Source organism: Streptomyces sp. NPDC107522, assembly GCF_055657525.1.
On the sequence record NZ_JBVKAU010000012.1, the window covers coordinates 117,650 to 141,236 of the forward strand.

At 71.6% G+C, this 23,587-nt stretch carries 25 protein-coding genes; 16 read left to right on the plus strand and 9 right to left on the minus strand.

Translation table 11 applies throughout. From position 1 onward, the window contains the following. Positions 1-34: 34 nt before the first annotated feature. Together ACZ7L6_RS31185 and ACZ7L6_RS31190 are read left to right on the plus strand one after the other, a co-directional pair. Positions 35-1,324 (plus strand): ROK family protein, encoded by a 1,290-nt coding sequence (locus ACZ7L6_RS31185; RefSeq protein WP_471929644.1) that lies wholly within the window; start codon positions 35-37, stop codon positions 1,322-1,324. 62 nt (positions 1,325-1,386) lie between these two features. Then, on the plus strand, positions 1,387-1,626 hold the full coding sequence (locus ACZ7L6_RS31190) for a hypothetical protein (RefSeq protein ID WP_471929646.1): 240 nt from the start codon (positions 1,387-1,389) through the stop codon (positions 1,624-1,626). A 73-nt stretch (positions 1,627-1,699) separates the two neighbouring features. Here ACZ7L6_RS31190 and ACZ7L6_RS31195 read toward each other — a convergent pair whose 3' ends face one another. From ACZ7L6_RS31195 to ACZ7L6_RS31205, 3 genes are all read right to left on the minus strand, one after another. Next, positions 1,700-2,728, minus strand: coding sequence for an SDR family oxidoreductase (locus ACZ7L6_RS31195; protein WP_471929648.1), 1,029 nt, complete (start codon positions 2,726-2,728; stop codon positions 1,700-1,702). Positions 2,729-2,807: 79 nt separating this feature from the next. Continuing rightward, a complete protein-coding gene (locus tag ACZ7L6_RS31200; protein ID WP_471929650.1) occupies positions 2,808-3,767 on the minus strand; it encodes an SDR family NAD(P)-dependent oxidoreductase in 960 nt (319 codons plus the stop codon). 309 nt (positions 3,768-4,076) lie between these two features. Continuing rightward, entirely contained in the window at positions 4,077-5,087 is a 1,011-nt protein-coding gene (locus tag ACZ7L6_RS31205; protein WP_471929652.1) for a PHP domain-containing protein, read from the minus strand. A gap of 168 nt (positions 5,088-5,255) precedes the next feature. Between ACZ7L6_RS31205 and ACZ7L6_RS31210 the strand changes: the two genes are divergently transcribed. Both ACZ7L6_RS31210 and ACZ7L6_RS31215 read left to right on the plus strand, forming a co-directional pair. Next, complete coding sequence (locus tag ACZ7L6_RS31210) at positions 5,256-6,272, plus strand: DNA topoisomerase IB (protein ID WP_471929654.1); 1,017 nt, start codon at positions 5,256-5,258, stop codon at positions 6,270-6,272. An 85-nt stretch (positions 6,273-6,357) separates the two neighbouring features. Then, on the plus strand, positions 6,358-6,594 hold the full coding sequence (locus tag ACZ7L6_RS31215; protein WP_356576052.1) for a hypothetical protein: 237 nt from the start codon (positions 6,358-6,360) through the stop codon (positions 6,592-6,594). A gap of 32 nt (positions 6,595-6,626) precedes the next feature. Here the strand turns inward: ACZ7L6_RS31215 and ACZ7L6_RS31220 are convergent, their stop codons facing one another. Continuing rightward, the gene (locus ACZ7L6_RS31220; protein WP_471929656.1) at positions 6,627-7,856 is read right to left on the minus strand and encodes a ricin-type beta-trefoil lectin domain protein; all 1,230 of its coding nucleotides are present in this window, start codon (positions 7,854-7,856) and stop codon (positions 6,627-6,629) included. A gap of 189 nt (positions 7,857-8,045) precedes the next feature. Here ACZ7L6_RS31220 and ACZ7L6_RS31225 point away from each other — a divergent pair, with 189 nt between their 5' ends. Beyond that, the gene (locus tag ACZ7L6_RS31225) at positions 8,046-8,822 is read left to right on the plus strand and encodes a sulfite exporter TauE/SafE family protein (protein ID WP_471929658.1); all 777 of its coding nucleotides are present in this window, start codon (positions 8,046-8,048) and stop codon (positions 8,820-8,822) included. Here ACZ7L6_RS31225 and ACZ7L6_RS31230 read toward each other — a convergent pair. Beyond that, positions 8,819-9,448: a VanZ family protein gene (locus ACZ7L6_RS31230; RefSeq protein ID WP_471929660.1), complete on the minus strand. Its 630-nt coding sequence runs from the start codon at positions 9,446-9,448 to the stop codon at positions 8,819-8,821. The genes ACZ7L6_RS31225 and ACZ7L6_RS31230 overlap by 4 nt on opposite strands. Positions 9,449-9,671: 223 nt before the next feature. On the opposite strand from ACZ7L6_RS31230, the gene ACZ7L6_RS31235 reads away from it, so the two are divergent. From ACZ7L6_RS31235 to ACZ7L6_RS31260, 6 genes are read left to right on the plus strand one after another with little or no spacing between them, the layout of a single operon-like run. Further along, positions 9,672-9,854, plus strand: a complete 183-nt coding sequence (locus tag ACZ7L6_RS31235) for a hypothetical protein (RefSeq protein ID WP_471929662.1) — start codon at positions 9,672-9,674, stop codon at positions 9,852-9,854. Further along, the gene (locus tag ACZ7L6_RS31240) at positions 9,851-10,303 is read left to right on the plus strand and encodes an MrpF/PhaF family protein (RefSeq protein ID WP_471929664.1); all 453 of its coding nucleotides are present in this window, start codon (positions 9,851-9,853) and stop codon (positions 10,301-10,303) included. Before ACZ7L6_RS31235 ends, ACZ7L6_RS31240 begins: the two co-directional genes overlap by 4 nt. Then, entirely contained in the window at positions 10,296-10,568 is a 273-nt protein-coding gene (locus tag ACZ7L6_RS31245; protein ID WP_471929666.1) for a Na(+)/H(+) antiporter subunit B, read from the plus strand. Before ACZ7L6_RS31240 ends, ACZ7L6_RS31245 begins: the two co-directional genes overlap by 8 nt. A gap of 19 nt (positions 10,569-10,587) precedes the next feature. Next, positions 10,588-11,328 (plus strand): MnhB domain-containing protein, encoded by a 741-nt coding sequence (locus ACZ7L6_RS31250; RefSeq protein WP_471929668.1) that lies wholly within the window; start codon positions 10,588-10,590, stop codon positions 11,326-11,328. Between the two features lie 10 nt (positions 11,329-11,338). Further along, positions 11,339-11,686, plus strand: a complete 348-nt coding sequence (locus ACZ7L6_RS31255; protein WP_471929867.1) for a sodium:proton antiporter — start codon at positions 11,339-11,341, stop codon at positions 11,684-11,686. Further along, entirely contained in the window at positions 11,686-13,446 is a 1,761-nt protein-coding gene (locus ACZ7L6_RS31260; RefSeq protein WP_471929670.1) for a complex I subunit 5 family protein, read from the plus strand. The genes ACZ7L6_RS31255 and ACZ7L6_RS31260 overlap by 1 nt, the downstream gene beginning before the upstream one ends. Before the next feature lie 12 nt (positions 13,447-13,458). On the opposite strand, the gene ACZ7L6_RS31265 is transcribed toward ACZ7L6_RS31260, so the two are convergent. Beyond that, on the minus strand, positions 13,459-14,121 hold the full coding sequence (locus ACZ7L6_RS31265) for a DUF4230 domain-containing protein (protein WP_471929672.1): 663 nt from the start codon (positions 14,119-14,121) through the stop codon (positions 13,459-13,461). 144 nt (positions 14,122-14,265) lie between these two features. Here ACZ7L6_RS31265 and ACZ7L6_RS31270 point away from each other — a divergent pair, with 144 nt between their 5' ends. From ACZ7L6_RS31270 to tuf, 3 genes are all read left to right on the plus strand, one after another. Next, positions 14,266-15,456, plus strand: a complete 1,191-nt coding sequence (locus tag ACZ7L6_RS31270; protein ID WP_471929674.1) for a cytochrome P450 — start codon at positions 14,266-14,268, stop codon at positions 15,454-15,456. Between the two features lie 101 nt (positions 15,457-15,557). Then, entirely contained in the window at positions 15,558-16,511 is a 954-nt protein-coding gene (locus ACZ7L6_RS31275; protein ID WP_471929676.1) for a ribose-phosphate diphosphokinase, read from the plus strand. A gap of 80 nt (positions 16,512-16,591) precedes the next feature. Next, positions 16,592-17,785, plus strand: a complete 1,194-nt coding sequence (tuf, locus tag ACZ7L6_RS31280) for an elongation factor Tu (RefSeq protein WP_471929678.1) — start codon at positions 16,592-16,594, stop codon at positions 17,783-17,785. 26 nt (positions 17,786-17,811) lie between these two features. Here tuf and ACZ7L6_RS31285 read toward each other — a convergent pair whose 3' ends face one another. The 3 genes from ACZ7L6_RS31285 to ACZ7L6_RS31295 all read right to left on the minus strand — a co-directional run bounded on the left by ACZ7L6_RS31285 (position 17,812) and on the right by ACZ7L6_RS31295 (position 20,899). Beyond that, entirely contained in the window at positions 17,812-18,192 is a 381-nt protein-coding gene (locus ACZ7L6_RS31285; RefSeq protein ID WP_471929680.1) for an anti-sigma factor antagonist, read from the minus strand. A gap of 157 nt (positions 18,193-18,349) precedes the next feature. Then, positions 18,350-20,362: an FxSxx-COOH system tetratricopeptide repeat protein gene (fxsT, locus tag ACZ7L6_RS31290; RefSeq protein WP_471929682.1), complete on the minus strand. Its 2,013-nt coding sequence runs from the start codon at positions 20,360-20,362 to the stop codon at positions 18,350-18,352. Between the two features lie 99 nt (positions 20,363-20,461). Beyond that, complete coding sequence (locus tag ACZ7L6_RS31295) at positions 20,462-20,899, minus strand: MarR family winged helix-turn-helix transcriptional regulator (protein WP_471929684.1); 438 nt, start codon at positions 20,897-20,899, stop codon at positions 20,462-20,464. A 103-nt stretch (positions 20,900-21,002) separates the two neighbouring features. On the opposite strand from ACZ7L6_RS31295, the gene ACZ7L6_RS31300 reads away from it, so the two are divergent. Both ACZ7L6_RS31300 and ACZ7L6_RS31305 read left to right on the plus strand, forming a co-directional pair. After that, on the plus strand, positions 21,003-22,454 hold the full coding sequence (locus tag ACZ7L6_RS31300) for an aldehyde dehydrogenase family protein (RefSeq protein WP_471929686.1): 1,452 nt from the start codon (positions 21,003-21,005) through the stop codon (positions 22,452-22,454). Positions 22,455-22,479: 25 nt separating this feature from the next. Further along, complete coding sequence (locus ACZ7L6_RS31305; protein WP_471929688.1) at positions 22,480-23,586, plus strand: NAD(P)-dependent alcohol dehydrogenase; 1,107 nt, start codon at positions 22,480-22,482, stop codon at positions 23,584-23,586. The last annotated feature ends 1 nt before the right edge of the window (position 23,587 follow it).

Sequence of the window (23,587 nt, forward strand, 5' to 3'; positions counted from 1 at the left end):
AGGTGGGGAACAGGGCTGGTCCGAAGGGAGCCACATGGCGGGGCGGAACGGGCGCACGGTACGGGACCTCAGACGGGCCAACCGTACGGCCGTACTGCGGCGCCTCTACTTCGACGGCCCCCTCAGCCGCTTCGAACTCGGCCCGGCGACCGGGCTCAGCTCCGGTTCCGTCAGCAATGTCGTCGCCGAGCTGATCGCCGACGGGCTGGTCGAGGAGGCCGGCAGCGTCGACTCCGACGGCGGCCGTCCGCGCATCCTGCTGCGGGTGGTTCCCGGCAGCGGCCACATGATCGGCGTCGACGTCGGGGAGACCCGGGTGCGGATCGGGCTGTTCGACCTGACCCTCACCGAACTCGCCCACGCCGAACGCCCCTTGGAGCAGCAGCGCTACGAGGTCGACGGCATCGTCGGCCATGTGCGCGACGGCATCGACGAGGTGCTCACGGGCGCCGGCCTCGGGCCCGAGCGGCTCCTCGGTGTCGGCATCGGCGTCCCCGGCATCGTCGAGCACACGCAGCAGGGCGGTGCCGTGGTGCACGGGCAGACGATCGGCTGGGACGCGGTACCGCTGGAGCAGCTCCTGCGTGACGGCTCCCCGCTCCCGGACACCGTGCCGTACTTCATCGACAACGGGGCGAAGACCCTCGGCCAGGCCGAGATGTGGTTCGGCGGAGGACGCGGCGCCCGCAGCGCGGTCGTCGTGCTCTTCGGCTCCGGCGTCGGCGCCTGCCTGGTCACCCCGGACGTGGAGCAGGGGCGGGCGGTCGAGTGGGGGCATCTGACGGTACGGGTCCGGGGGCGCCGCTGCCGGTGCGGTGCGCTCGGCTGTCTGGAGGCCTACGCGGGCGCGGAGGCGCTGCTGGAACGCTGGCGCGAGGAGGGCGGGCGCGTGCCGGAGGGCGTCGACGAGGAGACCGCGCTCGCGGCGATGCTGGCCGGCGCGTATCCGGCCGAGGGCAAGTCGGCCGACCCGGGGGCGATCGCCGTACTGGAGGAGACGGCCGAGTACGTGGGTGCGGGGCTGTCCGACCTGATCAACCTCTTCCAGCCGGAGCGCATCCTCATCGGCGGCTGGGCGGGTCTCCAGCTCGGGGCACGGTTCCTGCCCGACGTACGCCGCCACGCGGCCTCGTACGCCCTGCGGCATCCGGCCCGGAAGGTCACCGTCGACCTGGGCAGGCTCGGCCCCGACGCGGTCACCGTCGGCGCCGCGGTCCTGCCGCTCAACGACTTCTTCGCCTGCGGCGGACGCCGCGCCGAACCGGGACCCGAGGACCCTGCGCCGGGTTGGCGCACGGCTCTGGCCCAGCGGGTGGCGCCCTGAGGTTTCGCCGGTGAGGCAGGCGGTACTCGCGGGGCGCTCGGACGACGCGAAGGAGGTGCACCATGGCCGACGACCGTCGCGAGGCGCCGGACCAGACCGGCGAGCCGGTACCGAGGGACCTGCCGGACCAGCAGGCGGACGCGGGGGAGGACCCCTGGGAGGTGCCCGTCGAGCCCGTGGACGACACCACCGAGGCGGACGACGTCCCGGACATGGACGAGGCGGGCACGGGCCGGCAGGGGGCCCCGCAGTCGGGCACGGTCCACCCCGAACACCCGGCACCTGAGGAGCCGACGGGCTGAGACGGGGCCACGGGCCGGGCTGAGAGCCACAGCCAGGGCCCGGGTCCCGTCACCGGGGGCCCGTCACCGGTGGTCAGCCCACCTTGCGGCCCCGCAGTGGCTCCGTCGCCGCGCCCTCTCCGCGCTGGAGGCCCTGGAGGAACTCCTCCAGCACCTCGGGCGCCGTACGCTCCGGGCGCCAGCCGAGTTCCGTGTGCGCGTGGGTGCAGTCCATCAGCGGCAGCCTGAGGACCGCGTCGAAGAGATGCGGGGAGGCGGGCAGCAGGTGCAGCCCCCAGGCGGCGGCGATCGCCGACCGGGCCGCCGTGCGCGGCAGCCGGACCGGGCGGGCGCCCAGCATCTCGCCCAGCAGCGCCGCGTCGACCGGGGGTTCCGCCGCGAGGTTGAACGCGCCGCGGGCGTCGGACGTCACGGCGAGCCGAAACGCCGCGGCCGCGTCGTCGGTGTGCAGGGCCTGCACCCGCAGTCCCGGGATGTCGGGCAGGAACGGCAGCAACTCGGGACGCGCCAGCGGCCCCGGCAGGAAGCGGCCGGCGAAGATGCGGCGCTGCTCGCTCGCCGACTCCCGCTTGAACAGGAAGGCCGGCCGCATCCGCACCACGCGGACCGAGGGGTGCAGTCCCTCGAAGGTGTCCAGTGCCCGTTCCAGGTAGGCCTTCTCCCGGCAGTACGCGGCGTCGGGCCAGCCGTGCGTCGGCCACGACTCGTCCACGGCCTCGTCCTTCGGCCCCGGCGAGTACGCGCCGACCGACGACGCGTGCACCAGCGTCGGCACCCTCGCCGCGGCCACCGCCTCGAACACACGGATGCCGCCCAGCACGTTCGTCCGCCAGGTCACCGCCGGATCGTGCGTGGGCTGGAACGCCCAGGCCAGATGGACGACGGCGGTGGCGCCCTCGAGGACGCTGACGAGATCGGCCTCCTCGGACGCCAGATCGACCTCGGCCCAGTCCGTCTTCGGCGGCGACCACTCGGGAGTCCGGCGGGCCAGCCCCAGCACGGAACCGACCTCCGGATCCTCCGAGAGGAGCCGCACCACACTCGTACCGACATTGCCCGTGGCGCCGGTGACCACGATCCTGCGGGCCGGTTCGCTGCTCACCTGCGGCTCCTCTCGGGACGGGGGGACGGGCACGTCCGAGTACCCGTCCCGGGCGAGCGCACGCTCCGGCCCCGCACTGCTAGGCGAACGCGTTCACGCCCGTGAGCTCCGCCGACAGCTGCCACAGGCGCGCCGCCTGTTCCGGGTCGACGGCCCAGTCCTTCACACCGCGCATCGCGCCGTCGGCCGGCGCGGGCTCGGCGACCTCGCAGTCCTCCAGGTACAGGCCGCCCATGCCGTCCAGCTGGGGCGAGGTCGCCGCCCAGACCTGCGTGGCCGCGCCCTGCTGCGGGGTCTTGAAGCCCTCGGGGTTCAGCGGGGTGCCGTCCTCGTCGATCCAGCCGCGCTCCACCATCTCCTCCTTGGCCATGTGCCGCTGGAGAGGGGTGAGGATGGCGCCGGGGTGCAGGGCGAAGGCCCGTACGCCGGAGCCCTTGGCGAGCCGGTCCAGGTGAACGGCGAACAGCACGTTCGCGGTCTTGGCCTGCCCGTACGCCTGCCACTTGTCGTAGCCCCGCTGCCAGTGGACGTCGTCCCAGCGGATGCCGCTCAGGTGGTGCCCGCCGGAGGAGACGGAGACCACCCGTGCGCCTCCGGGTGCAAGGGCCGGCCACAGACGGTTGACGAGGGCGAAGTGGCCGAGGTGGTTGGTCGCGAACTGGGCCTCCCAGCCGGGCCCGACCCGCGTCTCCGGGCACGCCATGATCCCGGCGCTGTCGATGACGAAGTCGACGGACCGGCCGGAGGCGAGGAACCGTTCCGCGAAGCCGCGCACGCTCTCCAGGTCGCCCAGGTCCAGCTCGTCCACCTCCACGCCGGGCACGTCGGCCAGCGCCTCCCGTGCATCCGCCGGGCGACGCGCGGGGACGACGACGCGGGCACCGGCTTCGGCGAGCGCACGGGTGGTCTCCAGGCCGATGCCCGAATAGCCGCCGGTGACGATCGCGAGCCTGCCGGTCAGGTCGATGCCGTGGAGTACGTCGTCGGCGGTGCTCGTGGCTCCGAAACCGGAGCCGATCTTGTGCTGTGCAGTGGTCATGCGCGGCACGCTACGAATTGGAGCGCTCTCGAAGTCAAGCGGCATGGGCTCAAAGTCGAGCGGCAGAAGAAAGCCCCGACCGTGACGGGGGATTCACGGTCGGGGCGGTCGGTGGTGGGCGCGGATGGCGGTCGCCTCTCGGCGAAAGGCTCCACAGGGCTCCAGCCGAACGATCGTCCCTGTGGGCAAAAGGTGAGGCCCGGGGACACTGTCCCATCCGCACCCACGGCTGGTTCAACGGGAAACCATCGGTGGGTGTTCCTGGGTTTGCCACGATACGCGGTGATCTGCGTCACGCCCCCCATGCGCTCAGTTCTTGTGCGTCCAGTCCAGCAGCTCGTCCACCGTCCAGGTGGTGACCACCCGCTCGGCCGGCACCCCGCACTCCTCCGCCCGCGCACAGCCGTACCGCTGCCAGTCGAGCTGCCCGGGCGCATGCGCGTCCGTGTCGATGGAGAACAGCACCCCCACCTCCACGGCCCGCCGCAGCAGCCGCCGGGGCGGGTCCAGCCGCTCGGGCCGGCTGTTGATCTCCACCGCCGTACCGGACTCGGCGCAGGCGGCGAACACCTCGTCCGCGTCGAACTCCGACTCCGGCCGGCCCCGCCCGGTGACCAGCCTGCCGGTGCAGTGACCGAGGATGTCCGCGTGCGGATTGCGTACGGCGGCGACCATACGGCGGGTCATCGCGCGGGCGTCCATCCGCAGCTTGGAGTGCACGGACACCACCACGACGTCGAGCCGCTCCAGCAGCTCGGGCTCCTGGTCGAGCGAGCCGTCCTCGAGGATGTCGCACTCGATGCCGGTGAGCAGCCGGAACGGCGCCCAGGTCCGGTTCAGCTCCGCCACCACCTCCAGCTGCTCCCGCAGCCGGTCGGCCGACAGCCCGCGGGCCACGGTCAGCCGTGGCGAGTGATCGGTCAGCACCGCCCACTCGTGTCCGAGCTCGGCCGCCGTCCGGCCCATCTCCTCGATCGGGCTGCCGCCGTCCGACCAGTCGGAGTGCAGATGGCAGTCCCCGCGCAGCAGCTCCCACAGCCGCCGGCCGTTCTCCGGCGGCGCGGCAGCGGGCCGGCCCTCCAGGTCCGTCAGATAGCCGGGCACCTGACCGGCCAGCGCCTCGCGCACCACCTGGGCCGTCTTCGGGCCGACGCCCCGCAGCGACTCCAGCGTCCCGGTCTCCGCCCGCGCCCGCACCTCCTCCTCGGGGAGCTCGGCCAGCGCCCGGGCGGCCGTACGGAAGGCCCGTACGCGATACGTCGGCGCCAGGGACCGCTCCAGCAGAAAGGCGATCCGGTTCAGCGCCTCTACGGGATCCATCGCCACCTCCACCTCCAGGGTTCCCCGGCCCCGCCGCCCCCGCACAGTGGCGGACGGTTTGGCGGTACACCCCCGGGGTACTCCGGCGTCGTCCCGTCCCGCCCGCGAAGAGGCCCGCGATGCCGTACTTTCAGCCCCGCACTCGTCGGGAGACGTGATGCGCCTGCCATGAGACTGCGCACCAGCTCCTGCACAGACCCCGGCTTCACCCGCGTCCGCTGCGGCCGGGGCTTCCGCTACCTGGACGTGGACGGCAGGCCCCTCACCGATCCCGGCCACCTCGCCCGCATCCGCGCCCTGACCATCCCGCCCGCGTGGCGCGACGTGTGGATCTGCCCCTGGCCGGGCGGCCACCTCCAGGCCGTCGGCACCGATGACGCAGGACGCCGCCAGTACCTGTACCACGAACGGTTCCGCGCCCAGCAGGACGAGGCCAAGCACGAGCACGTACGGCAGGTGGCGCGGGCCCTGCCCGAGCTGCGCGCCAGGGTCGCCCTCGACCTCGCGGGCCGCGGCCTGAGCCGGGCGCGGGTCACGGCCTGTGCCGTCCGCCTGCTCGACCTGGGCTTCTTCCGGATCGGCAGCGACAGGCACACCCGGGACAACGAGACCTACGGCCTGACGACGATGCTGCGCGAGCACGTCACCTGCGGCCGCGGCGAGATCACGTTCAGCTATCCGGCCAAGGGCGGCACCGAGATCGTGCGGGCACTCGTCGACGCACAGGCGCACACCGTCGTACGGGCCCTGCTGCGCCGCCCGCGCGGTGGGGAGCGGCTGCTCGTGTACTGGGAGCGGGGCGCCTGGCGCGACCTGCACAGCGACGACCTGAACGAGGCGCTGCGCCGGCTGGCCGGCACCGAGATCACCGCCAAGGACTTCCGGACCTGGCATGCGACGGTCCTCGCCGCCGTCGCGCTCGCCGTCACCACCCGGGACGCCCGGGACACCCCCGCCGCCAGGCGCCGGCAGATGAGCCGGGCGGTCCGCGAGGTCAGCCACTACCTCGGCAACACCCCCGCCGTGTGCCGCGCCTCCTACATCGACCCCCGTGTCTTCGAGCTCTTCGAGCAGGGCCGGACCGTCGCCGACGCGCTCACCCGGCTCGGCGAGCACGGCGCCTTCGGGCGTCCGGCCACCCAGGGGGCCGTCGAGGCCGCGGTCCTCGACCTGCTGCGTGCCTGACCTGACGTGCCCGATGTGTGCTGCCCTTACGGGTCTGTTTGCCCCGAAGGATCCGTTCACGCGGGTTGCGCTCTACGCTCTATGCATGACCGAAATCGCGAGCCCGCACATCTCACACCCGCGGATCATGGTGCTCGGGGTTCAGCCGGGCACACCTCCGTTCCGCATCATGGAGATCGACGGTGTGGTCGTCGGTGAGGCGAGGACCATCACCGACGTCCTGGAGACTGCCGCCGCCTTCGGCATCACGGTCCATGACCTGGACGACCCGGACGTGGTCCGCTGGGTGGGCGGCGACAAGTTCACCTGGCACCATCACTAGCCGACCGGGTCCGCCGGCCGTCGGACGGCCGGTCAGCCGACCGTCCATTTCTGGTTGGCGCCGCCCGTGCAGGTCCAGATCTGCAGCCGGGTGCCGTTGGCCGGGTTGTTGCCGGTCACGTCCAGGCACTTGTCGGACTGCGGGTTGACGATGTCGTGCGCCGCGGTGACGGTCCATCTCTGGTTGGGGCCGCCGGTGCAGTCCCACAGCTGGACGGTCGTGCCGTCCGCGGTGCCGTTGCCGGTGGCGTCCAGGCACTTGCCGAGCGCGCGCAGGGTGCCGTCGGAGCCGGCGGTCCACTGCTGGGCGGCGGTGCCGTTGCAGTCGTAGAGCTGCACGGGCGTGCCGTTGGCGGAGCTCGCCCCGGCCACGTCCATGCACTTCCCGGCCAGTCCTCTGACCGCGGCGCCGGCGGCGCTGTCGCCGGTCGTCACCGAGACATGGTCGACCACCAGTTGCTGCGGGAAGACGGTGGAGCCGTCCGGGTCGCCGGGCCAGTAGCCGCCGACCGCGAGGTTGAGGATCAGGAAGAACGGCTTGTTGAAGACCCACTGCCGGCCGCCCAGGTCGGCAGGCGTGCGCCGCTGGTAGACGTTGCCGTCCACGGACCAGGTGATCGAGTCGGGCGCCCAGTCGACGGCGAAGGTGTGGAAGGCGTCGGCGAAGGCCTCCCCGTTCGGCAGGGAGTAGGCGGCGCCTATGCCGCCGGAGCCGGAGTAGCCGGGGCCGTGGATCGTGCCGTGCACCGTCGAGGGCTCGAAGCCGACGTTCTCCATGATGTCGATCTCGCCGGAGTCGGGCCAGTTGACCGGTGTGCCGAGCATCCAGAACGCGGGCCACATGCCCTGGCCGCGCGGCACCTTCATCCGCGCCTCGATGTGCCCGTACTGGGCGGTGAACTTCCCGGCGGTGTTCAGCCGGGCCGAGGTGTACTGGCAGGTGCCGTACCAGCACTGGTAGTTGGCCGGGTTCTCCCGCCGGGCCGTGATCACCAGATGGCCCTGGCCGTCCAGCGCCGCGTTCTTGTTGCCGGACGTGTAGTACTGCCGCTCGTGGTTGTTGACGTTGTCGCCGGTCTCGATCTGCCATTTCGACGCGTCGACCGCGGCACCGGCGGGCCCGTCGAAGTTGTCGGAGAAGGTCACCGCGGCGGCCGTGACGTCCGGTGGTCCGGCCTGCGCGGGGCCGATCGCGGCGGAGGCGACCAGGACGGCCGGCAGAGCGGCGAGGAGTGCGGTGCGGAGCAGGCGTGGGGAGGCCATCGTGCTCCCTTCCGTACGGCGACCCGGGGGACGGGGTGCGCCGACCGAGGTGGGGGGGTGGAGGTGGGGGTGGAGGTGTCGCCACTTGATTTAAGGAGTGAGATAAGAGGCCGTCAATACCTTGGTACGGACCAGAAGTTGAGAACGATGCGGCAGCCGCCGAAGTGTTCGGTTCTTAGGCTTCCGCTCATGAACGCCGCACACATCGGTGAGCTGCTCGCCGTCCTGGGCGCGGGCATCGCCGCCGGCGCGGTCAACGCCGTCGTGGGGTCGGGGACGCTGATCACGTTTCCCGTGCTGCTCGCGACCGGCCTGCCGCCCGTCACCGCCACGGTCTCCAACGCGCTCGGCCTGATCCCCGGCTCGATCAGCGGTGCCATCGGGTATCGCGGGGAACTGCGCGGGCAATGCCGGCGCATCCTGAAGTGGAGCGCCGGCGCCCTGCTCGGCGGACTCGCCGGTGCCGCGCTGCTGCTGGCCCTGCCCGCCTCGGCGTTCGAACGAATCGTGCCGGTCCTGGTGGGGCTCGCCCTCGTGCTGGTCGTCCTCCAGCCGCTGATCAGCAGGAGGCTGCGCAGTCGCCGCGCCCGCAAGGGCAGCTCCGTGCGCCCCGACGGCGGCCCCCTGCTGCTCGCCGGACTGACCCTGGCCAGCGTCTACGGCGGCTACTTCTCCGCCGCCCAGGGCATCATCTACGTCGCCCTCATGGGCATGCTCCTCGACGACAGCCTGCAACGCCTCACCGCGGTCAAGAACGTGCTCGTCGCCGTGGTCAACTCCGTCGCCGCGCTCTTCTTCCTCGTCGTCGCGGACTTCGACTGGACGGCCGTCGCCCTCCTCGCCGCCGGATCCGCGGCGGGCGGCCATCTCGGAGCTCGGACGGGCCGCCGCCTTCCTCCCGCCGTCCTGCGTGTGCTCATCGTCGTGGTCGGCACGGTGGCCATCGTCCAGTTGCTGCTGCGCTAGGAGCGAGCCTCCTTCGCGTGCACGGCCCGGCTCAGTCGCCGCCCCAGCAGGAGGTAGCCGATCAGGGCGCCGGTCGTGTTGAGGATGACGTCGTCGATGTCGAACGCGCGCCCCCGCACCAGCGCGCCCTGCGCGAACTCGACGAGCAGCATGACGGTCGCCGTCAGCAGAAGCACCCGCAGGATGCCGCGCGTCCGCGGGGCGAGGACGGGAACCAGGATGCCGAACGGAACACCGAGCAACAGGTTCCCCCCGATCTGCCGGACGGCGTCGCGCAGTTCGGGCTGGTCCAGATAGGCCCGCAGGGAGCGGCCCGGATGCAGGTTGGTGTGCGTCAGGGCCTCCGACGCGGGGGAGGGCTGCAGGGTGAGCCTCGCCAGGACGACGGCGAAGGCCACCATGAACGTGAAGGCGCACAGCATCGCCAGGAGGCGGCCGAGAACGCGCAGCGGGCGTCGCTCGGATCGCGGGGCGGGCGGGGGCTCGGCGGTGCGCTTGGACTTGTCAGTGCGCCTGGACTTGGTGGTGCGCTCGGATTTGGCGCCGCCCTCCGACTTGGCGGCTTTCGCGGACTTGGAAGTGCCGGGGCGTAACGCGGCGCGCGAACGTGGGGTTCCACGGGCCATGCGATCCTCCAGTCTTCAACTTCCCTTCGTAGTAAGCGGGTTACCCCCGTATCGCGCTGCGATGCCGCCGCGTCGCATCCGGCCGTGGCCGCGCCCGGTTTCCCTTCACGCTGTCGGGGCACTCCGGGCGGAGACCCGCGCGCGCCGCCGCCCCTGTCACCACGGGTGGTGTTTGGATGACGCGGAACGGACGTAACGGACAACTGGCCCGCGGAGGTGGCGCATGAACCGGCCTACGACGCTCCTCGCGGCGGCCGAGTTCCTGGCCTGGTGGGCCGCGCTCGCCCTGTTGTGGCTGGTCCTCATCAGCGCCGTGGACACCCCGGAGCTCGCGGTCGGCGCGGCAGTCGCCGGCGTGGCCGCGCTCGCGGCGGTCGCCGCACGCCGGGCGGTGACCGGGCGGTGAACGGCTATCTCCTCGCGGCGACCGTCGTGCTCGGCGGGGGAGTGGGCGCCACCCTCTGGGGCGTGGCCACCGGACCGCTGCGACGCCGGGTCGTGGCGCAGAACCTGTCCACCGCGCTGGTCTGCCCCGGACTGCTGCTGCTCGCACAGGGATACGACCGCCCGGCGTACGTCGATGTCGCCCTGGTCCTGGCCCTGCTCGGCCCGGTCGGCACCCTCGTCTTCGCCCGCCTGCTCACCGACGAACTGGCCGATGACCGGCCGCGCGCCTGGGGCGTGACCTGGGCGGCCGCGGGACTCGTCGCGGCGGTGGTCCTGGTGCTGTGTGCGGCGGTCGGACCGAGCCGGGCCATGGTGAAGCTGCTGGTCACGGGCGCACTGCTGATCGGCGGGAACATCGTCGCCTCCCGCGCGCTGTCCGGCGGTTTCGCGGGGGTGCGCGGTGGCTGACGCGGTGATCGTCGTCGCGCTGCTGCTGGTCGCCGGCGCCGCGACCGTGGCGGTACTGGTCCGCGACCCGGTGCGCCAGGCCCTCGTGCTGGCCGTCCTCGGCGTCGTACTCGCCGTCCTGTTCACCGCGGTGCAGGCGCCCGACGTCGCCCTGTCGCAACTGGCCGTCGGCGGCGCCCTGACCCCGCTGCTGCTGCTCCTGTCGGTCCGCAAGGTCAAGCGCCGCAAGGGCCTGAACGATGAAGCGGAGAGGCCTGAACGATGACGCGGAAGGGGCGGGAGCGATGACCCCGCGCACCCGGCTCTGGCTCGTCGCGGTCGGCGGCGCCGGCCTCGCCGCACTCCTCGTCGCCGCCTGCCTGCGCCTGCCCGACTTCGGCGGCGACCGCCATCCCTACGGCGACCGCGCCGTGCACGCGTCCCTCGCCCGGCACACCGCCAACACCGTCGCCTCCGTCAACTTCGACCAGCGCGCCTTCGACACCCTCGGCGAGATGACCATCCTGTTCGCGGCCGTCGTCGGCTGTGTCGTCCTGCTGCGGCAGACCCGCGACGAACACCGCGCCCGGCCCGAACCCGCCGACGTGGCCCCACCCGTACGCCGGTACGCCCTGGTCGTCCTGCCGGTCGCCCTGGCCACCGGGCTGTACGTCATCGCTCACGGGCAGTTGAGCCCGGGCGGCGGCTTCCAGGGCGGCGTCGTCGCCGCGACCTCCCTGCACCTGCTCTACCTCGGCGCCGACTACCGAGCCCTGGAACGCATCCGCCCGGTCGGCCTGTACGAGGTCGGCGACGCCCTGTCCGCCTCCGCCTACCTCGTCACCGGCCTCGCGGGTCTCATCGGGGGCACCGCGTTCCTCGCCAACACCCTGCTGCCGTACGGCACGTTCAACACGCTGTCCTCCGGCGGCACCGTTCCCCTGCTGAACGCGGCCATCGGCATGGAGGTGGCCTGCGCGGTCGTCGTGCTGCTCGCCCGCTTCCTGGACCAGGCCGTCGAGATCGAGGAGGAGAGCGGGAAGTGAGAGCACCGTGATGGATGTACTGCCCTACCTCGTCTCCGCGTGGATCTTCCTGGCCGGCTGCTACGGCCTCGCCACCAGCCGCAATCTCATCCACGCCGTCGGCTGCCTCTCCGTCTGCCAGTCCGCGACGTACGTCCTGCTGCTCGCTGTCGGCTACCGCGACGGCGCCACCGCGCCCGTCTTCTCCGACATCGAGCCCGGCTCACGCCCCGTCGTCGACCCGGTCGTGCAGGCACTGGCCCTCACGGACGTCGTCGTCGGCGCCACCGTCACCGCCCTCCTCCTGGCGCTCGTCATCCAGGTCTCCAAACGGCACGGCACGGTGGACCCCGACGAACTCTCCGAGCTGCGCGGCTGATGAACGACCTGCTGCCGCTGCTCGTCGCCGTACCGCTCCTCGGGGCCGCCCTCCTGGTCGCGGGCGGACGCCGGGTGCCCCGCGTCCTCGCCGAGTCCGTGGGCTGTGCCGTCTCGGCGGGCACCGCCGGGCTCGCCATCGTGCTGCTGCTGAACTCCTCGCCGCCGATGACCGAATGGGTCGGCGGCTGGACTCCCGTGGGCGGCCGCAGCGTCGGCATCGTCCTGGTAGGGGACGGCCCGGGCCTGGGCATGGCCGCCCTCGCCTCACTGCTGACCCTCGCGGCCCTGGCGTACTCCTGGCACTACTTCGACGAACCCCCGCGCCGGCACGCCGGCTCGTTCCCCGCGCTGATACTGCTCTTCCAGGGCGGCATGTGCGGGTTCGCGATCGCGGGCGACCTGTTCAACGCGTTCGTGTGGTTCGAGCTGATGAGCGTCGTCGCGTACGCGCTGACCGGCACCCGGGTCGAGGAGGCCAGGGCCGTGCAGGGCGCGCTGACCTTCGGGGTCGTCACCTCCCTCGGCGCCTACGCCATGCTGATGGGCATCGGCCTGCTCTACGCCCGTACCGGCGAGCTCGCCATGACCCAGATCGGCCGCGGCCTCGACGCCCACGGCCCGCCGGACGCGCTGGTCCTCGCCGCCTTCGTCCTCCTCATGACCGGCCTGCTGGTCAAGGCGGCCGCCGTGCCCTTCCACTTCTGGCTCCCGGACGCCCACGCCGTCGCACCCACCCCGGTGTGCATGCTGCTGTCGGGCGTCATGGTCGAACTCGGCGCGTACGGCGTCTGGCGGGTGTACGGCACGGTCTTCGCCGGACCCGGCGGCATCCCCGCGGCCGACCTGGAGCGGGTGCTCCTCGTGCTCGGCGCGGTGACGGCGCTGATCGGCGCGGTGATGTGCTGGTACCAGAGGCACATCAAACGGCTGCTGGCGTACTCGACGGTCGCCCACACGGGGCTGTTCCTCATCGGCATCGGCGCTCTGACACCGGAGGCCGACGACGGGATCGCGCTGTACGTCCTCGGCCACGCCGGTGTGAAGGCCGCCCTGTTCGCCTGCACGGGCATCCTCCTCGACCGGTACGGCAGCGTCGACGAACACGCCCTGCACGGACGTGCCCGGGAACTGCGGGGCGTCGCCGTGCTGTTCGCCGTGGCCGGGCTGGCCCTCGCGGGACTGCCGCCCTTCGGTACGGCCTTCGGGAAGGCCGTCACGGAGGAGGCCTTGGGCGGCCCGCTCACCGTGCTGTACGTCGTGGCGACCGCGGTCACCGCCGGAGCGGTGCTGCGCGTCGCCGCGCGCGTGTTCCTGGGGGTCGGGCCCAGACCGTACGACAAGGCGGTGTACGAGACGACCGGCGCCGGCGAGCGGCCCGAGACCCGGCACCGACTCCGCCGGATCCCCGACACCATGACCGCCGTCCCAGCCCTGCTGCTCGCCGGTTCACTCGCCGTCGGCGTGGCCCCCGGCTTCGGTGAGGTGGTGGCACGCGCCGTCAACGAGGCCGGGTCCGGCGGTGCGGTGGTCCCCGCCCCGCACTGGAGCCCGGCCGGTGTGCTGCTGGACCTCGCCTCGACCGGGCTGGCCCTGGGCCTCGCGGCCCTGGCCGTCACGCGGCCGAGGCTCCTCGCCGCCCCGGACCGGGCGCTGCCGCTGCGGCGCCTGCAGTCCGGGCACGTCGGGGACTACGTGGCCTGGGTGCTGGTGGGCGCCACGGTGCTGGGGGCGCTGGCCCTGCCAGGCCTGTTGTCGTAGGGGAATCGCCGATCAAGCCCCGTACGTCACCTTCACCTCCTTGAAACCGAGGGAGTGCAGCAGGCCCTCGAGCATGTCGGTGGTGTTGGTCTCGGCGCGCGCAGTCAGTTCGCTGTCCTTCGCCGCATCGCCGATGTGTTTGACCGCCAGCTTCTGCACGGCCTGTTCGCTGTTCGGGTTGTCGGAGAAGAGATCGCCGAGGCGGTCGAGGAGACCGCGCTGCTTGGACACGGCGTAGGAGCGGTCGGGGTCCAGGGACGGTTTGCCGAGGACGGCGTGCGGGAGACGGAGCGTGGCGGACGTACGGTCGTCGTTGACCGTGACGTCGTCCTTGCCGACCTTTCCGAGGTCGACATAGGCGTCCACGGTGCCCGCGCCGACGTACAGGGTGCGGCTGCCGCGGATCGCGTCGGGCAGGAACTTGGCGTCCTTCTCCAGATCCACGACGATCTGGAAGTTGCCGGAGGCGGCGTCGTAGCGGCTCATGTCCTGGATGGACTGGAGCAGTGCGGGACCCGAGCGGTCGTTGGTCTCCGTGCCGAACAGGTCCTTCAGACCGGGGATCACGCTCAGCCGGATCCCGGCGAAGAAGACGACGAGCACCAGCACGAGGGCGCTCACCGCCTTCGCCCAGCCGGGCATGCGCTTGTTGATGCGCTTGATGGGAGTCGTCATGTCGACGTTCCTCCTTCCCTGTTCAACCAAGTACCCCCAAATCCCTTGCCGGACCGGTCCGTTGGCCGATTGCCGCCCCTGACCGGAGCAGGGAGGGCGCACTAGCGTGGGAAACCGTCCGTACCGGCGCGTCTGGAGACCCGGATGAGCGCAGACAGCACCTCCCGGCCGCTTCGCCCCATGCACCGCATCAGCCTCCCCGAGCCCGGACCGCCCCGGCTCGGCACCCTCGCCACCGGCACCCCGGTGTGGATCGTGACCCGCTACGCCGAGGCGCGGCAGGTGCTCATGGACCCCCGGTTCAACCGGAGTGCGCTGCACGCCCCGGATGCCCCGCCCCTGCTCGTCGTACCGAATCTGCTGGACTCCCCGGACGGGCTCCTCAACCAGGACGGCGCCGCTCATCAGCGGCTGCGCGGCACGGTCCAGCGGGCGTTCACGCCGCGGGCGATCGCCCGTTGGCGGCCCTGGGTGGCCACGGTCGTCGCATCACTCCTCGACGACTTCGCCGCACAGAACCGGCCCGCCGACATCGTCGAAGGCTTCACGCGTCCCCTGCCCGTCTCGGTGATCTGCCGCCTGATGGGGCTGGAGCACGTGGACCGCGACCGCATCCGGCACTGGGCCGACCACGCCCTGTCCGGCGGCGCCCACACCGCGGAGGAAGTCCGGTCGGCGATGCTCGAGTTCGGCGAGTTCGCCGGCGAACTGGTCGCCGAGCGCCGGAAGTCGCCCGCCGACGACCTGGTGAGCGGGCTGGTCGTGGCGGGGGACGACCTCGGGATCGACGAGCGCCGGCTGGTCACGCTGGTCTGCGGACTGGTCGTCGCCGGGCACGAGACCACCATGACCGCGCTCGGCAACGCCGTCGTCTACCTCCTCACCGACGGACGGGCCGCCTGGCAGGGACTCGCCGAGGACGGGGAGGCGGCGGCCACCGCGGCCGAGCAGCTGCTGCGGACCATCCCGCTCAGCGAGGGCCGCGTCCTGCCCGGCCTGATCCGCCGCGCCGTCGAGGACGCCGAGGTCGGCGGCGTGCTGATCCCGGCGGGCAGCGTCGTCGCCGTCCAGACCAACTCCGCAGGCCGCGACCCGGACGTCTTCCCGCCCGGCGAGCCCGACCTCTTCGCACCCCTGACCTCGCCCAGCATCGCCTTCGGCGCCGGACCCCACCACTGCCTGGGCGCCTGGCTCGCCCGCCTGGAACTCGAACTCGCCCTGCACGGCCTCGCCGTCCGCTTCCCGCGCCTGCGCGCCGAGTTCACACCCGAGACGATCGAGTGGCGGGAGGGGCAGATGACGCGGAGCCCGCGCAGGTTGCCCGTGTCGTGGTGAGGCGATCACCACACGCCCCCCGCCCTCGCTGAGCCGCAACGTTTCTGCTGACGTCAGTAGCATGAGTCCGCCACCCGGAATGATCATGCGAGGAGCGGATCGTGCGAGAGATCGCCGTGTTCAGCGGCAGTGCCCACCCCGAGCTGGCGGCGGAGGTCTGCGCGCATCTGGGCGTGCCGCTCAGCCCCACCCGGGTCAGCCGGTTCGCCAACGACTGCCTGGAGGTGCAGCTTCAGGCCAACTGCCGCGAACGGGACGTCTTCCTGATCCAGCCCCTGGTCCGGCCGGTCCAGGAGCACCTCGTCGAGCTGCTGCTGATGTGCGACGCCGCGCGCGGGGCGTCCGCGCGCCGGATCACCGTCGTCATGCCGCACTACTCCTACGCCCGCTCCGACAAGAAGGACGCGCCCCGCATCTCCCTCGGCGGCCGGCTCGTCGCCGACCTGATGGTGGCGGCCGGCGCGAGCCGCGTCCTCGCCATGACGCTGCACTCGCCCCAGGTGCACGGCTTCTTCACGGTGCCGGTCGACCACCTGCACGCGCTGCGCGAACTCGCCGCGCACTTCCGGCAGTACGACCTCTCCCGTACGACCGTCGTCTCGCCCGACCTCGGCAACGCCAAGGAGGCCGCCGCGTTCGCGCGGATGATCGGCGCCCAGGTGGCGGCCGGTGCCAAGCAGCGGTTCGCGGACGACCGGGTCAGCATCAACTCCGTCATCGGCGAGGTGACCGGACGGGACGTCATCGTCCTGGACGACGAGATCGCCAAGGGCAGTACGGTCCTGGAACTCCTCGACCGGCTGCGGGAGTTGGGGCCCCGGTCGATCCGGGTCGCCTGCACGCACGGCCTGTTCGCTTCCGGTGCGCTCAAGCGGATCGGCGAGCAGCCCGACGTACTGGAGATCGTGTGCACGAACACCGTGCCGGTCCCGGCGGAGGAGCGCACCGAGAAGCTGCGGATCCTCTCCATCGCCCCGGCGCTCGCCGAGGCCGTGCGCCGCATTCACAACGGGGAGTCCGTCAGCGCCCTGTTCGACGCGCCGGGAACCGAATAGACAGGAGGGAGCGGAGCAGCGCTCGGTATCACCCCGGATACCGGGCGTTCGGCATCACCGGATGCTCAGGAGGGCTCGCCATGGCGAAGGCGAAGTTCGAACGGACCAAGCCGCACGTGAACATCGGGACCATCGGTCACATCGACCATGGGAAGACCACGCTCACGGCGGCCATCACGAAGGTGCTGCACGACAGGTATCCCGACCTGAACCCGTTCACGCCGTTCGACATGATCGACAAGGCTCCTGAGGAGCGGCAGCGCGGAATCACCATCTCCATCGCGCACGTCGAGTACCAGACGGAGCGCCGGCACTACGCGCACGTCGACTGCCCGGGGCACGCGGACTACATCAAGAACATGATCACCGGCGCGGCCCAGATGGACGGCGCGATCCTGGTCGTCGCCGCCACCGACGGGCCGATGCCGCAGACCAAGGAACATGTGCTGCTGGCCCGGCAGGTGGGCGTGCCGTACATCGTCGTCGCGCTCAACAAGACCGACATGGTCGACGACGAGGAGATCCTGGAGCTCGTCGAGCTGGAGGTGCGCGAGCTGCTCACCGAGTACGAGTTCCCGGGCGACGAGCTCCCGGTGGTCAGGGTCTCCGCGCTCAGGGCCCTGGAGGGGGACCCGGAGTGGGCCCGGTCGGTGCTGGATCTGCTGGAAGCCGTCGACACGGCCGTCCCGGAGCCGGAGCGCGATGTCGACAAGCCGTTCCTCATGCCCATCGAGGACGTGTTCACGATCACCGGGCGCGGCACGGTCGTCACCGGCCGGATCGAGCGCGGCAGGCTGCTCGTGAACAGCGAGGTCGAGATCATCGGCATCCACGACCAGAAGACGAAGACCACGGTCACCGGCATCGAGATGTTCCGCAAGCTCCTGGACGAGGGCCGGGCCGGCGAGAACGTCGGGCTGCTGCTGAGGGGCGTGAAACGGGAGGAGGTCGAGCGCGGGCAGGTCGTCATCAAGCCCGGATCGGTCACCCCGCACACGGAGTTCGAGGCGCAGGCGTACATCCTGTCGAAGGACGAGGGCGGCCGGCACACGCCGTTCTTCCAGAACTACCGCCCGCAGTTCTACTTCCGTACGACGGACGTGACGGGCGTGGTGACCCTGCCGAAGGGCACCGAGATGGTCATGCCGGGCGACAACACCGGCATGCACGTCCAGCTGATCCAGCCCATCGCGATGGAAGAAGGGCTGAAGTTCGCCATCCGCGAGGGCGGCCGGACGGTGGGGGCCGGTCAGGTCACCAGGATCCTCAAGTAGCCGCCTCTACAAGGCGGTTGACGGCGTCATAAGGTGCCGGACGTGGTCTCGGGCTGGTCCAGGGCCGCGTCCGGCGTCGGATGCGGGGGCAGCAGCCGGGACAGGCCGGTGATCCTGAGCACGCGCAGGGTGAGCGGGTGGGTGCAGACCAGGTGCAGCTGCCCGCCGTGGTCGAGGACCCGGCTGCGGGCCCGGTACAGCAGACGCAGCCCGGAGCAGTCGAAGAACTCGACGCTCCTGAGGTCGATCATGATCCGGGCGTCGGGGCGGGTCGTGACCCGGTCGATATACGGGGCGATCTCCACCGCCGCCGCGATGTCGATCTCGCCGCGGAACTCCAGCACCGTGTGGTCCCGGTGCCGGTGGACGCGCAGATGCCGGCTGAACGGCGCAGGATCCTGCTGCACGACGACATCGCCTCCAACCTGTTCACTTGCGGCGGGGTGCCCAAATACAGCCCCCGCACTGCAAGTTACCCTCGATCGAGCGAATCTGAGCATGTTCGATTGACATATGTCTTTGAATTGCGACAGAGGATGGCCGCCGTGCCGAGCCGCCGCGTCGTCAACGCAGACGGTCGACCAGAGCGAACGCATCCTCGGTCTTGGGGTGTGTCCTGCCCAGTCGGGTGTGCAGTATCTGTGCGCCCCGCTGCGCGAGGTCCGCTGCGGTCGGGTCGTTCAAGGCGTGCAGGGCACGGGCCTTGAACAGCAGGGCGTACCCGATGTACAGGTGGTCCGGCGCGTACCGGGCCTCACGGATCCGTAGCGCCCGCGAGATCAGCGGTTCGGCCGCGGCGTAGTCGCCGAGGTCGAAGTGGATGGTCGCCAGCGCCACCAGATCGAAGCTCACGTACGGGTCGTCCGGCCCGTGCGCGGCCTCGTCGATCCGCAGCGCCCGCTCGGCCAGTGGCAGCGCCGCCGTGTGTTCGCCGAGCAGGCACAGTGTGCGTGCCAGCGTGGCCAGGTCCGTAGCGATGACGGGACTGTCCGCCGGCAGGCAGGACTCGTGCAGCCGCAGTGCGCGTTCCGCAAACGGGAGTGCCCTTTCCGGCGCGTCGTTCTCCCGGTGGATCTGCGCCAGGGTGCTGAGATCGAAACCGATCTCCGCATCACGGCCCTCGAGCGACTCGTCGATCGCGAGAGCGCGTTCGCACAGGCGCAGTGCCATCGAGTAGTCCCCGATCTGGACGAGGAATTCCGAGGCCAGCCTCAGCAGCACCGCCGTCTCCGCCGCGCACTCGGCCGGCGGCTCGTCCTTGGTCACCGCGATGACGTGGGGGAGCAGTTGCTGCCACCGTGGCCGTGCATCCGGGTCGCCGTGGATGTCGTCCGGCACGGCCGCGAGCAGCGCACGACACAGCTGGGCCCGAGTGCCGGTGTGGACCTCGTCCGGCATCTCGGCCCGGACGGCAGCCTGTACCAACCGGTGCACCACCAGCGACGCGTTCCCGCGCCTCGCAAGACTCAGACCCGCCAGGGCGCCGACCGTCGTGTCCCACGTCAGCGGGTCGGCTGCGGCCACGTCCAGCACGTCGGGGCTGCCGGTGAACAGGTCCAGCGGAATCGGCTCCGGCGCCAGCAGGGCACACAGCTCCAGCAGCCGCACCGCCTGCGGCTGTTCCGTCTCCAGCCTTCGCACGCTGAGCCACAGGGACGCGACCACCGTCGGCCGGCCGGTCTGTTCGCCCCGCGCGATCACGCCCTCCAGCTGCGACGTCAGCAGTGTCAGGTACTCTTCGGGCGCCGTGTGGTGGTAGCCCATGTACCCGGCCGCCTGCTCCAACGCCAGCGGCAGGTCCCCCAGTTGCTCGGCGATCCGGTCCGCCGGCGCAGCGGTCATGCCGGGCACCCGCCGGACCAGCAGCTCCACCGACTCCTGCCTGGTGAACACGTCCAGGTCGATGACCCCGGTGCTGCCCGACCAGGCCCTCACCCTGGTGGTGACGATGACATGGCCGTTGCTCGCCAGGTCACCCGACGGCAGCGCGTGCGTGAGCGTGCCCGGCTGCTCCCCGTTGTCGAAGATGATCAGCCAGGGCCTGCGGTCCCGCAACTTGCCGTACACCCGTGGGACGGCCTGCTCGGAGTTCACCTCGGTCAGCCCCAGCTCCCCGGCCAGCGAGACGAACTGCGACGCCACCAGGTCGGGGCGCTCGGCGTTCACGAACGCGACGAACCGGTACTTCGAGAGGTAGCGGTAGGCGTACTCCACGGCGAGCTGGGTCTTGCCGACGCCACCCATCCCGTGGACGACCAGCATCGCCACGTCGTGCGCCGAGGCGAGGCCCTGACGCAACTCGCGCAGCGTGGCGTCACGACCGGTGAAGTCGGTGTTGCGCGGCGGCAGCCGGTGCGCCACGGGCTCGGGTGGGGACTGCGTACGGCCACGGCGCGGTGCCCGCCACAGTCCGGTCAACGACAGCGGTATCAGGAGGAGAAGTGCCACCCATGGGTGCACACGTACAAGGTCGAGCGGCCCCGGCCAACGGCTCTGCTCGGACGCCGCGTTGAAGGCGAGGCTGCCGACGAACAGTACGAGCAGACCGGCCACCGCACTGGCCACTGTTCGCCCCATGGCTCCCTCTTCGGTAGGACGGCGACCCCGACGATCATCAGCCGGCGCGATCCTAGCCCAGGGGCCGCTCCGGCAGCACCGTCCGGCCGCGGACGTGACCTACGACAGTGCGTGCCAGGCCTTGGACAGTGCCTGGCGGAACTGCTCGGTCTGATGGGTCGTGAGGTCCCGCACCATCCGCTCCTCCAGCTCCCGCACGGACTGCTCGTGCTGTGCGAGCAGCTCACGGCCCGCGTCGGTCAGCAGGATCAGCAGCTCGCGGCGGTTGCGCGGGTTGCGCTCCCGGCGGACGAGTCCGCGGGTCTCCAGGCTCCGTACGAGATCGGCGATCGACTGCGCCGTGACGAAGGAGTCGCGCGCCAGCTGGGCGGCCGACAGCCCGTCGTGCCGCTGCAGCACGGTGAGCGCGGTGTACTGCAGCGCGGTGATCCCGGACGGCTTGACGAGCTCGTCCAGGTGGGAGCGCACGACCAGCTCCACCTGCTTCACCATGTAGAGAAGCGACGGGGGTGCCTTGGTTGCCTGGGCGTCGAGCATGAGTTCAGCCTAGAGCATTGACAGGAATCCTGTCTGTAATGAGACTGCGGACAAACAGGAATCCTGTTGGTTGAAATCTTGGCGATGAGGCTGAGGAGTGGCGATGACCACCTTCGAGATCGAACCCGGTCGGTTGTTCATCGGGGGCCAGTGGCGCGAGGCCGCCGACGGAGCGCGTACCGAGGTGGTCGACCCGTCCCGGGGCACGGTCGTCACGACCGTCGCGGACGCCGGTGCCGCCGATGTGGACGCGGCCGTGCGCGCCGCGCGGGAGGCCTTCGACGACGGCGCCTGGTCCGGGCTGAGCGGCCGCGAGCGCGGCCGGGTGCTGCACCGCATCGCCGAGTTGATCCGGGAGAACGCGGACACCATCGCCGAGCTGGAGAGCCGCGACGTCGGCAAGCCGATCACGCTCGCCCACGCCGTCGACGTCACCAACGCGGCCAACGACTACGAGCACTTCGCCGCCCTCGCCCACTCCCTGGACGGCTCCGTCCGGGACACGCCCATGAATGCCCTCGCCTACGTCCGGCGCCGCCCGCTCGGCGTGGTCGCGGCGATCACCCCGTACAACTTCCCGCTGATCCTGGCCGGCTCGAAGATCGGCCCGGCGCTGGCGGCCGGCAACACGGTGGTGCACAAGCCGGCCGAGGAGACCCCGCTCAGCGCCCTCTACATGGCCGACCTCTTCAAGCGGGCCGGGGTTCCCGACGGCGTGCTCAACGTCGTCACCGGCGGCCCCGCGGCCGGCGAGGCACTGCTGCGGCACTCCGGGGTCGACAAGGTCGCCTTCACCGGCTCGACCACGGTCGGCCGGAAGGTCGCGGCCATCGCCGGGGAGTCGCTCAAGCCCGTCACCATGGAGCTCGGCGGCAACGCGGCCCACCTCGTCTTCGAGGACGCCGACCTGGAGAAGGCCGTCGGCGCGATCATCAAGGGCTTCGTCTTCAACACCGGGCAGTTCTGCATGGGTGGCCCGCGGCTGCTGGTGGCCCGGCAGGTCTACAGCACGCTGCTCGGCATCCTCGCCGACGCCGTGCCCGGCGTGCCGATCGGCGACCCCCGCAAGCCGGAGACCGTCGTCGGCCCGATGGCGGGGGAGCGGCACCTGCGCAAGGTCGAGGAGTACGTCGATCTGGCCCGCAAGGAGGGCGGCCGCATTGTCTGCGGAGGTGAGCGGCTCGACCTGGACGGCGGGTACTACTACAAGCCCACCGTGATCGCCGGCCTGGCGAACGACTCCCGGGCCGTCCAGGAGGAGATCTTCGGCCCAGTCCTTACCGTCCAGCCCTTCGACTCCGAGGACGAGGCCGTCGAACTCGCCAACTCCACGCCGTACGGCCTCGCTTCGGGCATCCAGACCGGCAACCTGGCCCGCGCGCACCGCGTCGCCGACCGGCTGGACGCCGGCATCGTCTGGGTCAACGACTGGGCGATGCTCGACCCCGCGGTCCCCTTCGGCGGCGTCAAGGACTCCGGCTTCGGCCGCGAGTACGGGCCCGAGGCGCTCGACGCCTACACCACCACCAAGTCCGTCGTCGTCTCGCTCGACTGAGCGCCCACGTCAAGGAGTTCGTACGATGTCCATCCCCACCCGTGCCGCCGTCGTCGAGTCCGGCGGAGCGCCCTTCACCCTCTCCGACGTCGAGCTCGACGAGCCCGGGCCGCACGAGGCCGTCGTCCGCATGGTGGCCACCGGCCTGTGTCACACGGACCTCGGCGTGGCGAGCGGCGGACTGCCCTTCCCGCTCCCCGGCGTCCTCGGCCATGAAGGCGCGGGCGTCGTCGAGGCCGTCGGCCCGTCCGTGACCGGCGTCGCGCCGGGCGACCACGTCGTGCTGTCCTTCACCTCCTGCGGCGACTGCCGCAACTGCCGGGGCGGCCACCCCGCCTACTGCGCGACGTGGCTGCCGCTGAACCTCATCGGCGGGCGCCGGGCCGACGGCACCAGCACCATCAGCCGGGACGGCGAGGCCCTCGGCGGTCACTTCTTCGGGCAGTCCTCCTTCGCCGAGCGGGCGCTGGTGGACGAGCGCAGCCTGGTCAAGGTCGACCCCGACGTGCCACTGGAGTCCATCGCCCCGCTCGGCTGCGGTGTGCAGACCGGAGTCGGCGCCGTCTGGAACGTCCTCAAGCCGGTCACCGGCAGCACGGTCGTCGTCCTCGGGGCCGGAGCCGTCGGCCTGTCCGCCGTCATGGCCGCCGCCCTCACCCCCGCCACGAACATCGTCGCCGTCGACCGGGTCGGCGAACGCCTGTCCCTGGCCCAGGAGTTGGGTGCCACCCACACCGTCAACGCGGCCGAGGCCGACCTCGGCGACGCGCTCGCCGGGATCACCGGCGGCCAGGGCGCCGACGGAGTCGTGGAGACCACGGGCAACGTCGGCGTCCTGCGCCAGGGCGTCGACGCGCTCGCCGCCCGCGGCACCCTGGTCGTCGTCGGCGCCCCGCCCTTCGGCACCGAAGTCGCCCTGGACGTCAACGGGTTGCTCGGCGGCAAGCAGGTCGTCGGCCTCACCCTCGGCGACGCCGAGACGCAGACCTTCATCCCCGCCCTCGTCAGGCTGGTGAAGGAGGGGCGGCTCCCGCTGCACCGCCTGATCAGCGCCTATCCGTTCGCGGACATCGATCAGGCGGTGCGGGACATGGGGGCCGGCAAGGCGATCAAGCCCGTGCTGACCTTCTGAG